The sequence below is a fragment of the Synechococcus sp. A15-62 genome (assembly GCF_014280075.1).
GTDB lineage: Bacteria > Cyanobacteriota > Cyanobacteriia > PCC-6307 > Cyanobiaceae > Parasynechococcus.
This window is the reverse complement of the sequence record NZ_CP047950.1, coordinates 117244-134049: the sequence shown is the minus strand read 5'-3', so window position 1 is coordinate 134049 and position 16806 is coordinate 117244. Positions and strand designations below refer to the sequence as shown.

The window sequence follows — 16806 nt, the reverse complement described above, 5'->3', positions numbered from 1 at the left end:
ATGTGAAAAATTTGCTGCCGGTGTAGGTTAAGATAATAATGGATTCACTAGTGTTCTCCTTTTGCTAATTAGTTCAGTTTCAGTCTTGATGCCGTGTCTGAATGCAGGTCGCTTTCTTGAACCGGCAGTCCGTTCAGTTCTGAATCAGGCTGAATGTTTAGAACTCCTCGTAGCAGATGGCGGCTCTACTGATGGCAGTCTGCAATTTCTAGAAAGGCTCTCGGTCGTTGATCCTCGGCTTCGAATCGTCAGTACCACTGATAGCGGTCCTGCCGATGCCCTCAACAAAGCCTTCAAGGCCGCTCGCGGAACCCTTATCGGCTGGCTCAATGCCGATGACTTATATCCACCAGGTGCACTAGCCCGTGCGACATACGCACTTGAAGCAAATCCCCAATGGCTGATGCTTTACGGAGAAGGAGAAGAATTCAACAATTCTACAGGCTTACGTCAGCGCTATCCCACCCTGCCGCCCACTACAGGCGTTGAAGGCTTTCGATCACACTGCTTCATTTGTCAACCTTCTGTGGTGTTTCGCCGCACCATGGGGCTCATGCTCGGGCCATTTGATGCGCACTTGAAAACAGCTTTTGATTTCGATTACTGGCTCCGAGCATTCGAGACTTTCCCATACCGTATTGGTTATCTACCTCACCTTCAGGGTAGAACACGATTACATGAAAACACCATTACAAACAAGCAGCGCACACAAGCTGATCTGGAATTCATAAAGCTAGTCGCAAAACACTTTGGATCCGCGCCAACTACGCGCCTACACAACCTTGGATTAGATCTACAGCTCGGCCTTGCGGAAACCAAAGCAGGCCAAACCAACACTGAACTGTTACGTGAGCTCGCAGATCAAGCAGCACCATGGCTTAATCCAAAAGCGCTGGAAGACTTCCGCCATGACTGGCATCTCAATGATGATCAGCTAAGCAGTGCCACAGAATCCAGCCCACCATCTCAGAGCAAAACAGAAGCGAGACAATCATTAGCAATTCAGTTACTCGAAGCTCTTCATCCTCAGTTGCACCCGAATGCACCAGGCTCACCCGTTGAACGCAAAATGCGCTGTGAGCAGTTCATCGCCATCCACAAGCAAAATTACCGTTTGCTAGACACAGACAAAGCATCGATAACCACGAGACAGTTGTTAGCACAGTCTCAAAACTCTAGATCAAAGCGACCCTTCGGGGTAAACCTGATAGGGCACGCCTATGAAATATTTGGCATCGGAGAAGACATCCGCATGGCAGCCCGCGCCCTGCAAGCTGCTGATGTGCCCTGTTGCGTAATTCATCACCCAGCAGGCAATGACGCCGCATGTACTGATCGCAGCATAGATAAGCTGGTCTCTAGCGATCAAGATGGTGGCCCCTACGCCTTCAACTTGGTATGTATGCAGGCTCCCATCTATGCGCGATGGTTGCTCAAACAAGGGTTAAGTGGTCTTAATCAGCGCTACACCATTACCGCCTGGCCCTGGGAAACAAGTCAATGGCCAGAGGCTTGGAAGCCCCTGTTGGAAGTTACGGATGAAGTATGGCCATCGAGCACATTTACTGCCCGAGCCCTCCAGGAACCCGCAGCTCAGGCAGATGTTCCATTGCAGTTGATGCACATGGCTGCGGAAATCCCAGAACCGAATCGATTTTACTCTCATTCAAGCCGGCTATTTACACGTAATCATCTCGGTCTATCGAATGATGCAATTGTGTTTGTTTACAGCTTCGATCTCAACTCCACTGCCATCCGTAAAAACCCTGTGGCGGTGTTGGAAACTTTTCAACAAGCCTTTCCCTTGCCTCAGTTACTAGCAATCCAAGGACGCTCTGACAACACTCACCCCCTGTCGGAACGAGTGGAGTTGCTGATTAAAACGTTCCCTCCGCGTAACTTCATTCCGGAATGGAACTGGTTACAAATCAGAGCGCAAGAGGATCCGCGCGTTCATCTGCTGGAAGCCAATTTAGAGAGAGATGAGATGCTTGCAATTTATGGCTGTAGTGACGTATTTGTTTCTCTACATCGTTCCGAAGGCTTTGGAAGAGGCTTGGCAGAAGCATTCCAACTTGGTCTTGACGTGATCGCCACAGATTACGGCGGCAACGCAGATTTCTGTGTGGGACCTCTCGCACACCCCGTACGTTGCTTAGAAGTACCCATTCCTCGAGCTGCCTATCCCTACGCCGATGGCCATTGCTGGGGTGAACCAGATCTAAATCACGCAGCTCAGCTGATGCAAGAGATAGCGGAACGACGACTCGAGATAGCCAGTAATCCAAATGCTTATTATCCAAGCCGTGATGCGATGGTATTAGCTGACTATCAAAAGCGATTTAGTTTTATAGAAGCTGGAACTCGCTATCGCGAAAGGTTAAAATCACTTTGGGATAATTGGTAAATATGCAAGCAAGGAAGTTCAGCGCCAATGCAATAATATCAGCCAAGGCTCTTTCGCTTTCAATTTCTCCAGACTCATTAAACTTCTTAATTTATTAGTTAAATACAATAAAATTTTCGTGCATAACCCATGAGATACTGGATGCACGGATAAAAAAGTTGCATGTAAAGCATATCAAGCGTCTGCTTATAAGAAAAATGATTAACTCTGAACCTCGGGACAATATTCATTAAATTCAATTTTTAACCACTCACGAACATACAATTAATACCATATATCAAAATAGACTGATGGTAAACTTGTAAATTTAAAAATTTGTGATTAGTCAAAATTTGCAAGGCATCAAGCCTCACAAATACCTCAATCATGAATAGCCAAGTTTTTCAATAAGTTTGAAATAATATTCAGATTTTTGCAAAGACTCTTCAAGACCTTGTGGCATTTTTCTTCTTGAGCGTTGCTCAATGCTTTTTGTTCCCGATCGGCCACTATCACCAGACAACTTGTGATCTCCAAATTCTTGCAAAAAATCTTCGTTAAACTGAAGCTCAAGAATTTCACATATCGACTGCATTGTACTAACAGGATTAGCACAGAAGTCTTCATAGCGAATAAGCGGAAGATCGCTATATTTATCGAGAAAACACATATACCTCTTGCTATATTCATTAATATCATTTGGATAAAATTGCTTTTCCCAACCATTGAAAAGCATGCTCAAATAACTATCGAGCGGGTGGCGTATAGTTACAACTGAAATTAATTCATAATCATCACCGAGCCCGTCTTTGATAGGGCAAATCTTGGATATTTTATCTCCTATAAAGAAGTCAGTATGGCTATGATCGCGTAGGATAAGATCGACGTCGTCATTTTTGCAAATTCGGTACACATTAGCTATTTGTTCTTTAAACGCTTCCATTATCTCTTCTTCAGTAAGCTTTCGATAGTTGTTCCGCAACAGCAGGAGAGGGTTAGTAAGTTCATATTTTGTGCCTGTTTCATTGAACGGATTGATCTCGCCAACAAGCGCAACATTGCACATTGACGCTAAGCACTTTGAAATCAAGGTTCCGCCAGTGCATGCCAAGTGGTGGATAGAACGAATTACAGGTTTTTTATGTGTAGCAGACAGCCTTTGAGAAATTTGGTTTCTTTCCTTTGCAATACAAAACCCGACAGATTCATCTCTATGAAGCTTGGGAGATGCCCTCAATGATGCCGACATTAACGTCTCAGAAATGGCTCCTGATAAAGTATCTAGGCTATCTTCAGCAGAGTTAACTGCAGCTTTAAAGCACTTAGCAAGTCGTTCAACAAAACTTATATTATAGAGCAGTTCTTGTGAGTTCAAGTCATTTTTGCACAATCTTTGGGCTAAATTTCTATTGTTAAGAATATTATTCAGTACTAGCAGAAAGGCATCAACACGCTCTTCTACGTCAACCTCTTCATCTTCAATAATTTGCAAAATTGAATTAAGCGAACTAATTTCATATCCGCTACTTGCTAGCTCAATTGCGATTAATAATTTTTTTTCAGAACTTACCTCGATTGCAGCTAACTTGGCTGCCAATTTGGGACTAGAAGCTATCTTTTTGCTTTCGGATTCAACTTTAAGGTATTCGTTAATTCTCAATCCCCATACCGAATCTTCAATAAAATACTTGGCAGAAGCTGAAACTCCTTCGTCTTGCAATTCTTTCATGCTTTTATAGCGCAAGCGATTTTTTATAAGCTTAAGTTCTTCCGCATGAATTTTAATGCCCTTAATCCAATTACCGCCTAAATCATTGGATACATTATTAATTGGTTCATCTTGCCCCGCCTCCATGACCCTTGCCTAACTTAAGGTTATTGTAGTATGCAGTAATGATTGGAGTCAAGGTTGGATCATTTCACAATACAAACCTCGCCAAGTGAGTTCGAGGAGTGTCTCGACGAACTTCGGAAAACGACAGAAATTCGATTACAAACGCTTGATGCCGAATATAATGCGCGAGCAAAGGAGAAGGCGGCTGTAGCAGAGCGCGTGAAAGCTCTTGAAGAACAGCTCGCTAGTGCCAAAAGCGATCGTGATGCCCGAGCAAAGGAGAAAGAAGAACTGCAGAAGACCGTTGAAGACCTCAAGCAACAGAAGGACGCTGGAGCAGAGCGCGTGAAAGCTCTTGAAGAACAGCTCGCTGGTACCAAAAGCGATCGTGATGCCCGAGCAAAGGAGAAAGAAGAACTGCAGAAGACCGTTGAAGACCTCAAGCAACAGAAGGACGCTGGAGCAGAGCGCGTGAAAGCTCTTGAAGAACAGCTCGCAGGTGCCAAAAGCGATCGTGATGCCCGAGCAAAGGAGAAAGAAGAACTGCAGAAGACCGTTGAAGACCTCAAGCAACAGAAGGACGCTGGAGCAGAGCGCGTGAAAGCTCTTGAAGAACAGCTCGCAGGTGCCAAAAGCGATCGTGATGCCCGAGCAAAGGAGAAAGAAGAACTGCAGAAGACCGTTGAAGACCTCAAGCAACAGAAGGACGCTGGAGCAGAGCGCGTGAAAGCTCTTGAAGAACAGCTCGCTGGTACCAAAAGCGATCGTGATGCCCGAGCAAAGGAGAAAGAAGAACTGCAGAAGACCATTGGAGATTTGAGGAACCAGCTTGAGCAGTCTTCGACATTACTGACTGAAAAAGAATCAGAAACAAAGGCTGCATCTGAGGATGCCGAGCTCTCCTTGCTTCAAATGCATCAGGCGCAAGAGGAGTTAGAACAGGTCTTTTTGACAAACCAGAAATTAAATAAAGAGCTAGAGGAGAAGAGCGGAGAGCTGCAGTTGGTGATGGAAGAGCGAGATGCCAGAGCTAAGGAGAGAGACGAAGTACATCAGCAGATGGTGCAACTCAAGCAACAGCTAGAGCAAGCTTCGACATCATTGGCTGAAAAAGAATTGGAAGCGAGGGCTACATCTGAGGAAGCCAAGCTAACCTTACTTCAATTGCAGCAAGTCCAGAAAGAATTGAATCACTACTTTCATGAATCACGCAAAAAAAGTGAGTTGCTTCAGAAGCACAATACTCAACAAAAAAACACAAAAGAATTAATGTCAAAGATATTGGCAAGGATCAAGCTCTAAATGCATTTATCTTTTTGATTCCAGCCTTAAAGCTCAGAGCTTCTCCTAGATATTTGGCGATTTAACTTGCAGGCATGCTTTGGAATATTAAATACTTAATAAATTTCTAATGCATGATTCATGGCTTTATTTTTTACTCTACTCTGATCTTAATACTTTAATCTTAGATAAGTTAGTATGTTAAACCTCTGGAGTAGCCTCGCCAAGATTCTTTATGAAAGCAGCCATACTCAAGCTGCTCTCATTTATCAACTCCAAGAAAAAATTATCTTAAATCTTTACTCATCGGCGCCAGATATTCTGCTTTAAAATTACAATCTAGTTCTGCCTACTTCAGGAGTTGTTCTTGAATCGCTGAAGCGGAAGGATTATCAACAGAGTTGAATCGATCAAGAGATATCTTTTGAAGCATTATCTGCTCAAAGCGTCGCGAAGACTAGCCAAAGATGTCGATAAATGAAGAGAGACATGATCGCACCAACAGCCTTCATAACCATAGATCTTTACTGACTGGAACTCTTGCAGACCAAGGCTCTAGTTCACAAGACCAATCGCCTCATGAAACGCACTCAGACAAAGATCAACCATGGACTATTCAACGTTTATATCTATTCGAGTCATGGGGCATAACCTCGTTCTTTGTACGATAAAAGCGTTAATAGTCACTACATAGAACAACTACGAAACAAGTTATTCTTTGCCAAGCATTTATATTTGTCAGGGCATTAATGATCCTTCCAATCATCAATCAGAACCATGACATAGCAAGCACCTTTAAATATCAAGGCACTTCAAATAAAAGCCTGAAATCACCCATTTCCCGATGTGCACTGATAATCCATTAAGGCAAATTTGATCCTCCTCTGGTTCCCAGTACCGTAACGACTGGGATCTGCGGTTAATACCCCATAATCGACGATCGGCTCATTTTGCAAAATGTAGATAGATCGATTCTGTCGTTATCCGATTCAAAAGCAAACCACCGAAGCCTGGTGAAATCGTCAAATTCGGAAGCAGTTACTCAATCAGCCATTATTCTTACCAGGGAGAGCATTATCTTGATCTGAATCTCAAGCAGACTGAGCTGAATGAGGCTCGAGACTTCAGGCAAATAAAGCAGCGTAGATACCCCCCACCCGGAATCGCGACCAGCCAGCCTCTAAAACCCAATTCAAAACCTGCGATTCAATCAGGCCTTGCTATTACAAGTGACACTCACAGCGTTTAAACCTGACGATCAAAGGACAGAAAGGGTGAGGTGTTCAAGAAGAGCTACTCACATCAATCTCCTTCAGTCGACGCTCCACATAATCCAAGTACAAATCAAAGACCTCCAAACTGAACTGATCCTCCTCAAGCTCCCGTTGCAGCAAATCTGCATCGTCCTCGTAGCCACGCTCTGTTTTCAGCACTTCTATCAACTTTGTGGTGTAACCATCCCAGCTGGGATCATCCAACATGGCCCGTACCAACAGGATCTTGGCCTGTTGGTACAGGCCCTCATCATTAAGTAGCTGCGCTTTGTTCGTCTGAGAAATGCGATCAGCCTCAGTAGCGTAATTCCGAAGCCTTTCTTGGACCATTTCGACTAAGGCATCGTTATCTGACGAGGCTTCCAATTCTCTCCACAGTCCCACTGCCTCTGGAAGCCGACCCAGACCCACTAAAGACCATGCGCGGTTGTCATCTACCAACCCGCTCCTCACTCCAAACTCAACAGCTGCATCCAGCAGTTGCAGCGACAATTCGTTATTTCCTCCGCTGCGTAAGCGAATCGATGCTTCCACTAGAGGCTGCTCTAGTTCAGACAGCGCACTGAACTCTCTTCCCTCGAATTCGACCAGGCTCTCCCCAGCCGCTTCAGCCAGTTGCTTCAGCTGATTGCTGAGCTCCGCAGCTAGCAGCCTCAAATTGTCTTGCGCCTGGGTCCGCAGACCTTCCTCTTGGTGAACCAGCAACTCATTCCAAAGTCCAATCGCTTCTGAACGCCGACCCAGACCCACTAAAGCCGCAGTTTGCAGCCTCAAATTGTCTTGCGCCTGGGTCCGCAGACCTTCCTCTTGGTGAACCAGCAACTCATTCCAAAGTCCAATCGCTTCTGAACGCCGACCCAGACCCACTAAAGACCATGCGCGGTTGTCATCTACCAACCCGCTCCTCACTCCAAACTCAACAGCTGCATCCAGCAGTTGCAGCGACAATTCGTTATTTCCTCCGCTGCGTAAGCGAATCGATGCTTCCACTAGAGGCTGCTCTAGTTCAGACAGCGCACTGAACTCTCTTCCCTCGAATTCGACCAGGCTCTCCCCAGCCGCTTCAGCCAGTTGCTTCAGCTGATTGCTGAGCTCCGCAGCTAGCAGCCTCAAATTGTCTTGCGCCTGGGTCCGCAGACCTTCCTCTTGGTGAACCAGCAACTCATTCCAAAGTCCAATCGCTTCTGAACGCCGACCCAGACCCACTAAAGCCGCAGTTTGCAGCCTCAAATTGTCTTGCGCCTGGGTCCGCAGACCTTCCTCTTGGTGAACCAGCAACTCATTCCAAAGTCCAATCGCTTCTGAACGCCGACCCAGACCCACTAAAGACCATGCGCGGTTGTCATCTACCAACCCGCTCCTCACTCCAAACTCAACAGCTGCATCCAGCAGTTGCAGCGACAATTCGTTATTTCCTCCGCTGCGTAAGCGAATCGATGCTTCCACTAGAGGCTGCTCTAGTTCAGACAGCGCACTGAACTCTCTTCCCTCGAATTCGACCAGGCTCTCCCCAGCCGCTTCAGCCAGTTGCTTCAGCTGATTGCTGAGCTCCGCAGCTAGCAGCCTCAAATTGTCTTGCGCCTGGGTCCGCAGACCTTCCTCTTGGTGAACCAGCAACTCATTCCAAAGTCCAATCGCTTCTGAACGCCGACCCAGACCCACTAAAGCCGCAGTTTGCAGCCTCAAATTGTCTTGCGCCTGGGTCCGCAGACCTTCCTCTTGGTGAACCAGCAACTCATTCCAAAGTCCAATCGCTTCTGAACGCCGACCCAGACCCACTAAAGACCATGCGCGGTTGTCATCTACCAACCCGCTCCTCACTCCAAACTCAACAGCTGCATCCAGCAGTTGCAGCGACAATTCGTTATTTCCTCCGCTGCGTAAGCGAATCGATGCTTCCACTAGAGGCTGCTCTAGTTCAGACAGCGCACTGAACTCTCTTCCCTCGAATTCGACCAGGCTCTCCCCAGCCGCTTCAGCCAGTTGCTTCAGCTGATTGCTGAGCTCCGCAGCTAGCAGCCTCAAATTGTCTTGCGCCTGGGTCCGCAGACCTTCCTCTTGGTGAACCAGCAACTCATTCCAAAGTCCAATCGCTTCTGAACGCCGACCCAGACCCACTAAAGCCGCAGTTTGCAGCCTCAAATTGTCTTGCGCCTGGGTCCGCAGACCTTCCTCTTGGTGAACCAGCAACTCATTCCAAAGTCCAATCGCTTCTGAACGCCGACCCAGACCCACTAAAGACCATGCGCGGTTGTCATCTACCAACCCGCTCCTCACTCCAAACTCAACAGCTGCATCCAGCAGTTGCAGCGACAATTCGTTATTTCCTCCGCTGCGTAAGCGAATCGATGCTTCCACTAGAGGCTGCTCTAGTTCAGACAGCGCACTGAACTCTCTTCCCTCGAATTCGACCAGGCTCTCCCCAGCCGCTTCAGCCAGTTGCTTCAGCTGATTGCTGAGCTCCGCAGCTAGCAGCCTCAAATTGTCTTGCGCCTGGGTCCGCAGACCTTCCTCTTGGTGAACCAGCAACTCATTCCAAAGTCCAATCGCTTCTGAACGCCGACCCAGACCCACTAAAGCCGCAGTTTGCAGCCTCAAATTGTCTTGCGCCTGGGTCCGCAGACCTTCCTCTTGGTGAACCAGCAACTCATTCCAAAGTCCAATCGCTTCTGAACGCCGACCCAGACCCACTAAAGACCATGCGCGGTTGTCATCTACCAACCCGCTCCTCACTCCAAACTCAACAGCTGCATCCAGCAGTTGCAGCGACAATTCGTTATTTCCTCCGCTGCGTAAGCGAATCGATGCTTCCACTAGAGGCTGCTCTAGTTCAGACAGCGCACTGAACTCTCTTCCCTCGAATTCGACCAGGCTCTCCCCAGCCGCTTCAGCCAGTTGCTTCAGCTGATTGCTGAGCTCCGCAGCTAGCAGCCTCAAATTGTCTTGCGCCTGGGTCCGCAGACCTTCCTCTTGGTGAACCAGCAACTCATTCCAAAGTCCAATCGCTTCTGAACGCCGACCCAGACCCACTAAAGCCGCAGTTTGCAGCCTCAAATTGTCTTGCGCCTGGGTCCGCAGACCTTCCTCTTGGTGAACCAGCAACTCATTCCAAAGTCCAATCGCTTCTGAACGCCGACCCAGACCCACTAAAGACCATGCGCGGTTGTCATCTACCAACCCGCTCCTCACTCCAAACTCAACAGCTGCATCCAGCAGTTGCAGCGACAATTCGTTATTTCCTCCGCTGCGTAAGCGAATCGATGCTTCCACTAGAGGCTGCTCTAGTTCAGACAGCGCACTGAACTCTCTTCCCTCGAATTCGACCAGGCTCTCCCCAGCCGCTTCAGCCAGTTGCTTCAGCTGATTGCTGAGCTCCGCAGCTAGCAGCCTCAAATTGTCTTGCGCCTGGGTCCGCAGACCTTCCTCTTGGTGAACCAGCAACTCATTCCAAAGTCCAATCGCTTCTGAACGCCGACCCAGACCCACTAAAGCCCATGCGCGGTTGTCATCTACCAACCCGCTCCTCACTCCAAACTCAACAGCTGCATCCAGCAATGCAAGCGAACGATCAGCCTGGCCCTGGGCTCGCAAATCAATTGCATCCTGCAGAAGGGCTGTCAACACATCTTCTTCTTCCTCAGCAAGGTGTAGGTAACGCAACTCGATACCTAGTGCCTGGCAGCTATTCAGTATTTGTATACGCACAGTAGAAGACATCAGCAACGGCGAGATCAGCGTCGTAGAAGATTACGTGAAACTCCTCTCAAGCCCTGGCTGTATAAGCCATCTACTAACGATCAGGAAAGGCGAAACTGTTGGGGACAAGCAGAGCACCTACATCCCGATGGCGGCAACCACCTCCTGTCCCACCCCGGCCAGATAGCCGTGGAACTAATTGAAGTGCAGGACGGCGAGTACCTCGGTGAAGACAACATCGTCCGCTTCCAGGACCGCTACGGCCGTAGCGACCTCAGCCATAGTGATCTGAGCATGAATGCCAGATGAGGCTCACTCCACCGTGACGCTCTTGGCCAGGTTGCGGGGTTGATCCACATCCAGGCCGCGATGGGCGGCGATGTGATAGCTCAGCAACTGCATGGGAACCACGGTGAGCAGGGGGCTGATCCACTCGCTCACCGAAGGAACCGGCAACAGTTCATCAAACAGATCAGTGTCCGGCCCCTGGGGCGCCACACCGATCAGCTGAGCGTCGCGAGCCTTGGCTTCCTGGGCATTGCTGAGCACCTTCTCAAACACCAAACCGGGCACCGCGATCGAAACCACCGGCACCCGGGAATCGAGCAGGGCGATCGGACCATGCTTCATCTCACCGGCCGGGTAGCCCTCGGCGTGGATGTAGCTGATTTCCTTGAGCTTCAACGCTCCCTCCAGGGCGATCGGGTAGTTGATTCCCCGCCCCAGGAAAATCACATCCTGGGTGTCGGCAAAGCGAGGAGCCAGGGCTTCAGAGCGCTGGTCGTGCAGATCCACCAACTGGCGCAACTGCTGAGGCAGACCGCGCAGTTCGTCCGCCAGAGCCTTGATCTCCGCTGTGGGGCGAGCACCACGGCGGGCTGCAAAGGCCATCGCCAGGCCATAGAAGGCCAGCAGCTGACCGAGGAAGGTCTTGGTGGCCGCCACGCCCACTTCGATTCCGGCCCCGATGTCGAGGATGTGGGGCACCTGACGCGAGAGGGAACTTTCCGGACGGTTGGTCACCCCCAGCTGCCGGGGAGCAAAGGCTGGATCCCCATAGGCCAGACGTCGCTCTGCCTCCATCGCCAGGGCGGCCAGGGTGTCGGCCGTCTCACCCGACTGGGTCACACCAATCGTGATGGTATGAGGGGCGAGCGGCGGCGGCGCATAGCGGAACTCACTGGCGTAGTGCACCGATGTGGGAAGGCCGGCGAACTGCTCCAGCAGGTAGGCCCCAACCATCGCGGCATGGCGGCTTGTGCCGCAGGCCAGGATCTGAATCCGCTCAATGCCGGCGTAAAACGCATCGTCCAACGGCAGAGCCACCGGCTGCTCCGGCGGCAGTCCCTGAGGCAGATGGCGCGCCACCCACAACTCTGCGGTCTCCGGTTGCTCATGGATTTCCTTGAGCATGAAGTGACGGAACTCCCGCTTGTCGGCCACGTGATCCACACCGCTGAGCTGGGTGGGCATGCGTTGCTGACGGGCACCGACTGCGTCATAAAGCTCAACGCCGAGGGGTGAGAGCAAGGCCACCTCGCCGTCCTCCATCGGCAGGATCGTGCGGGTAAAGCCCGCCAGGGCCGGCGTGTCGCTGGCACAGAGGAATTCCCCTTCCCCCAAGCCGATCAACAGGGGTGCAGCCTTGCGGGCCACCACCAGCGCCCCCGGCGCCTGATCCCAGATCACGGCCAGGGCGTAGGCCCCCTGCAGCTGGGGCAGCACCCGCTGCAGGGCTTGGAGCAACAACGCACCACCTGCGGTGCCGCCCGCGGCTTGCAACTGCTGCAGTTCCGCTGCAAATAGATGCGGAATCACCTCGGTGTCGGTGTCCGACTGGAACTCCACCCCTGCAGCCTCCAGCTGCTCCCGCAGAGTCCGATGGTTCTCAATAATCCCGTTCTGCACCACTGCCACTGCACCATCGCTGCTGCGGTGCGGGTGGGCGTTGCGCTCTTCCGGCTTCCCATGGGTGGCCCAGCGGGTGTGGCCAATGCCGCATTGCCCCGGCGCGCCTTGTGCTTCAAAACGAGCGGTGAGGTTACGTAGCTTGCCCTCAGCCCGCAGGCAAGTCAACTGCCCCTGAGCAGCCACCGTGGCGATCCCAGCGGAGTCGTAACCGCGGTACTCCAGCTGCCGCAAGCCCTCCAGGAGCTGAGGCGCCGCTTCTCGGGAGCCCACCAGGGCGACGATTCCGCACATACAAAAAAAGCCCGGCTGAAGCCGGGCTGAGCTTATGAGGTGAAACGGGGCAAATCAGTAGGCCAGACCCATGGAACGGGTGGTCTCATCGCCCAGGTAAACGCGAATGCTGAGGAAGTCGGTGGGGCAGGCGGTTTCACAGCGCTTGCAACCCACGCAATCCTCAGTGCGAGGGGACGAAGCAATCTGGCCGGCCTTGCAGCCGTCCCAGGGCACCATCTCAAGCACGTCGAGAGGGCAGGCACGCACGCACTGGGTGCAGCCGATGCAGGTGTCGTAGATCTTGACGGCGTGGGACATGTGCCCGATGCATTCGAAGGCTTGCGGCAAACGTACCCGTCCTTTGGGGGTCCATGACCAGGCCGTCACCGTTGTTAACGGCGCAGTCGGTGTTGAGAAAGGCTGAAGGCGTGCCCGTAGGATGCAGCGTCCCGTTGCCACGGCTATGTCTCAGGAAGCGATTCTCGAAAAGGTGCGCTCGATCGTTGCGGAGCAACTGAGCGTTGACTCCGGCGAAGTGAAGCCCGAATCCAACTTCCAGAACGATCTGGGTGCTGATTCTCTGGACACCGTGGAACTCGTGATGGCCCTGGAAGAGGCTTTCGACATCGAGATCCCCGACGAAGCAGCTGAAGGCATCACCACCGTTGGCGACGCCGTCAAGTACATCGAAGACAAGCAGGCCTGAGCAACGCAATGGTGGATGGTCTCCATCGCGTCGTCATCACCGGCCTCGGCGCGGTCACACCGATCGGCAACACGGTTCAGGACTACTGGAACGGCCTCACCTCCGGCAGCAACGGAGTGGACGCCATCACCCTGTTCGATGCATCCGCACACGCCTGCCGCTTTGCGGCGGAGGTGAAGGATTTCGATCCGTCCGGCTTCATCGAACCGAAGGAAGCCAAGCGCTGGGATCGGTTCTGCAAGTTCGGCGTGGTGGCAGCCAAACAGGCTGTGGCCCATGCCGGCCTTGAAATCAACGACGCAAATGCGGATCGGATCGGCACGATCATCGGCTCCGGCGTCGGCGGTCTCCTAACGATGGAGACGCAGGCCCACGTGTTGGAGGGCAAAGGCCCCGGACGCGTCAGCCCGTTCACGGTGCCGATGATGATCCCAAACATGGCCACTGGCCTCGCCGCCATTGCCCTGGGCACCAAAGGCCCCAGCTCCGCGGTGGCCACTGCCTGTGCTGCCGGTTCCAATGCCGTTGGCGATGCCTTCCGGTTGCTGCAGCTGGGCAACGCCGACGCGATGGTGTGCGGTGGAGCCGAATCAGCGATCACTCCTCTGGGGGTGGCCGGCTTCGCCAGCGCCAAAGCCCTCTCATTCCGCAACGACGATCCGGCCACGGCCAGCCGTCCGTTCGATAAAGAGCGGGATGGCTTTGTGATCGGAGAGGGCGCCGGCGTGCTGGTGCTCGAAACCCTCGAGCACGCCCAGGCCCGTGGCGCCACAATCCTCGGCGAAGTGGTGGGTTACGGCATGACCTGCGATGCCCACCACATCACCTCACCCACGCCGGGCGGCGTCGGTGGTGCGGAGGCGATGCGCCTGGCCCTGGCCGATGGCGGCATTGATCCCTCCGAGATCGACTACGTCAACGCCCACGGCACCAGCACACCGGCGAACGACAAGAACGAAACCTCGGCGATCAAAAGCGCCCTGGGTGATCGGGCGCTGCAGATTCCGGTGAGCTCCACTAAATCGATGACCGGCCACCTGCTGGGTGGCTCCGGCGGCATCGAGGCCGTGGCCTGCGTGCTGGCGCTGCAACACGGCGTCGTGCCCCCCACGATCAACCACACCACCCGGGATCCCGACTGTGATCTGGATGTCGTGCCCAATCAGGCGCGGGATCAGACACTGGGAACCGTGCTGTCCAACTCCTTCGGCTTCGGCGGCCACAACGTCTGCCTGGCCTTCAAACGCGCCAGCTGAGCCTTCGCGCTCAGGCCGTGCGTCAAAATCGCTCCAACTTTTCCTCTTAACACCATGGTCGCTGCGCCCGCGTCACTCGACACGCTCTGCATCAACAGCATTCGGATGCTGGCTGTCGACGCCATCAACAAGTCCAACAGCGGCCACCCCGGCCTGCCGATGGGCTGCGCACCCATGGGATATGCCCTCTGGGACAAGTTCCTCAACCACAACCCCAAGAACCCCAAGTGGTTCAACCGCGACCGCTTCGTGCTGTCTGCCGGTCACGGCTGCATGCTGCTCTACGCGCTGCTGCACCTCACCGGCTACGACTCGGTGACGATCGAGGACATCAAGCAGTTCCGCCAGTGGGGCTCCAAGACTCCCGGTCACCCCGAAACCTTTGAAACCCCCGGCGTTGAAGTGACCACCGGCCCCCTGGGTGCCGGCATCTCCAACGCTGTGGGCCTGGCCATCGCTGAATCCCACCTGGCCGCCAAATTCAACAAGGCCGACGCCACCGTCGTGGATCACTACACCTACGTGATCATGGGCGACGGCTGCAACCAAGAAGGTGTCTCTTCTGAGGCTGCTTCCCTGGCTGGTCACCTGAAGCTGGGCAAGCTGATCGCGCTGTACGACGACAACAGCATCACCATCGACGGCCGCACCGACGTGTCCTTCACCGAGGACGTGCTGAAGCGCTACGAGGCCTACGGCTGGCACGTGCAGCACGTGGCGGAAGGCAACACCGATGTGGATGCCATCGCCAAGGCAATCGAGGCTGCCAAGGCTGTGACCGACAAGCCGTCGATCATCAAGGTGACCACCACCATCGGCTACGGCTCCCCCAACAAGGCGGACACCGCCGGTGTGCACGGTGCTGCCCTGGGTGAAGAGGAAGCAGCTCTGACCCGTCAGCAACTGGGTTGGGACTATGCACCCTTCGAAATTCCCCAGGACGCCTACGACCAGTTCCGCCAAGCCATTGACCGTGGCGCCAGCCTCGAGGCCGAGTGGAACCAGACCCTGGCCACTTACCGCACCAAGTACCCCACGGAAGCCGCCGAGTTCGAGCGGATGCTGCGCGGAGAGCTACCCGAGGGTTGGGACAAGGACCTGCCCACCTACACCCCGGAAGATGGTGGCCTGGCCACCCGGAAGCACTCCCAAATCTGCCTGGGTGCCCTGGGACCCAACCTGCCCGAGCTCATTGGCGGCTCCGCTGACCTCACCCACTCCAATTACACGGACATCAAGGGTGAAACCGGCTCTTACCAGGCCAGCAGCCCTGAGAAGCGCTACCTGCACTTCGGTGTGCGCGAGCACGCCATGGCCGCCATCCTCAACGGCATCGCGTATCACAACAGTGGTCTGATCCCCTACGGCGGCACCTTCCTGGTGTTCGCCGACTACATGCGCGGCTCCATGCGCCTATCTGCCCTGAGCATGCTGGGTGTGATCTACGTGCTCACCCACGACTCCATCGGCGTCGGCGAAGACGGCCCCACCCACCAGCCAATCGAAACCATCCCATCGCTCCGCGCGATGCCAGGGATGTTGGTGTTCCGCCCTGGCGACGGCAACGAGACCAGTGGTGCTTACAAGGTGGCGATCCAAAACCGAAATCGTCCCAGTTCCCTCTGCCTCAGCCGTCAGGGCATGGCCAACCAGGCCAACTCCTCGATCGACAAGGTGGCACTTGGTGGCTACGTGCTCGAAGACTGCGCGGGCACTCCCGATCTGATTTTGATCGGTACCGGCACCGAGCTCGACCTCTGCGTTCAGGCCGCCAAACAGCTCACCGCTGAAGGCAAAAAGGTGCGTGTGGTTTCCATGCCTTGCGTCGAGCTGTTCGACGAGCAGACCGATGCCTACAAGGAGGAAGTGCTCCCCAACGCTGTGCGCAAGCGCATGGTGGTGGAAGCCGCCGAGTCCTTCGGCTGGCACCGCTTCATCGGCCTGGATGGCGACAGCGTCACCATGAACCGCTTCGGTGCTTCCGCCCCCGGCGGCACCTGCCTGAAGGAATTCGGCTTCACGGTGGAGAACGTGGTTGCTAAAGCCAAGGCTCTGCTCGGCTGATCGCCAGATCAGTGCAACACCAAGGCCTCCTGCTTCGGCAGGGGGTCTTTTTTAATGCCACACACCAATGGCCTCATACAAAAAACCCGACGTCCTAACGGACGCCGGGCCAACAAATGAATTCA

Annotated in this window: 9 protein-coding genes and 1 pseudogene; 6 read left to right on the top strand and 4 right to left on the bottom strand. The window is 53.3% G+C overall.

What is annotated here, in order from left to right; translation table 11 throughout:
• The first annotated feature begins 88 nt into the window (after window positions 1-88).
• Window positions 89-2407, top strand: coding sequence for a glycosyltransferase (locus SynA1562_RS00655; RefSeq protein WP_186494277.1), 2319 nt, complete (start codon window positions 89-91; stop codon window positions 2405-2407).
• Window positions 2408-2771: 364 nt separating this feature from the next.
• On the opposite strand, the gene SynA1562_RS00650 is transcribed toward SynA1562_RS00655, so the two are convergent.
• The gene (locus tag SynA1562_RS00650; RefSeq protein WP_186494276.1) at window positions 2772-4241 is read right to left on the bottom strand and encodes a hypothetical protein; all 1470 of its coding nucleotides are present in this window, start codon (window positions 4239-4241) and stop codon (window positions 2772-2774) included.
• Window positions 4242-4295: 54 nt separating this feature from the next.
• On the opposite strand from SynA1562_RS00650, the gene SynA1562_RS00645 reads away from it, so the two are divergent.
• The gene (locus SynA1562_RS00645; RefSeq protein WP_186494275.1) at window positions 4296-5522 is read left to right on the top strand and encodes a hypothetical protein; all 1227 of its coding nucleotides are present in this window, start codon (window positions 4296-4298) and stop codon (window positions 5520-5522) included.
• A 1262-nt stretch (window positions 5523-6784) separates the two neighbouring features.
• Here SynA1562_RS00645 and SynA1562_RS00640 read toward each other — a convergent pair.
• Window positions 6785-10396 (bottom strand): hypothetical protein, encoded by a 3612-nt coding sequence (locus tag SynA1562_RS00640; RefSeq protein WP_186494274.1) that lies wholly within the window; start codon window positions 10394-10396, stop codon window positions 6785-6787.
• Between the two features lie 187 nt (window positions 10397-10583).
• Here SynA1562_RS00640 and SynA1562_RS13140 point away from each other — a divergent pair.
• Window positions 10584-10780: pseudogene (locus tag SynA1562_RS13140) on the top strand (hypothetical protein); the annotation flags it as partial.
• 3 nt (window positions 10781-10783) lie between these two features.
• Here SynA1562_RS13140 and glmS read toward each other — a convergent pair.
• Both glmS and psaC read right to left on the bottom strand, forming a co-directional pair.
• Window positions 10784-12673, bottom strand: a complete 1890-nt coding sequence (gene glmS, locus SynA1562_RS00630) for a glutamine--fructose-6-phosphate transaminase (isomerizing) (protein WP_186494273.1) — start codon at window positions 12671-12673, stop codon at window positions 10784-10786.
• 54 nt (window positions 12674-12727) lie between these two features.
• On the bottom strand, window positions 12728-12973 hold the full coding sequence (gene psaC, locus SynA1562_RS00625) for a photosystem I iron-sulfur center protein PsaC (RefSeq protein WP_006850103.1): 246 nt from the start codon (window positions 12971-12973) through the stop codon (window positions 12728-12730).
• A 145-nt stretch (window positions 12974-13118) separates the two neighbouring features.
• Between psaC and acpP the strand changes: the two genes are divergently transcribed.
• Genes acpP through tkt form a run of 3 tightly spaced genes read left to right on the top strand, consistent with a single transcriptional unit; the run spans window position 13119 to window position 16681 of the window.
• Window positions 13119-13361, top strand: coding sequence for an acyl carrier protein (gene acpP / locus SynA1562_RS00620; protein WP_011363161.1), 243 nt, complete (start codon window positions 13119-13121; stop codon window positions 13359-13361).
• Window positions 13362-13369: 8 nt separating this feature from the next.
• Window positions 13370-14617, top strand: a complete 1248-nt coding sequence (gene fabF, locus SynA1562_RS00615) for a beta-ketoacyl-ACP synthase II (protein WP_186494272.1) — start codon at window positions 13370-13372, stop codon at window positions 14615-14617.
• 54 nt (window positions 14618-14671) lie between these two features.
• Window positions 14672-16681, top strand: a complete 2010-nt coding sequence (gene tkt / locus SynA1562_RS00610) for a transketolase (RefSeq protein ID WP_186494271.1) — start codon at window positions 14672-14674, stop codon at window positions 16679-16681.
• The last annotated feature ends 125 nt before the right edge of the window (window positions 16682-16806 follow it).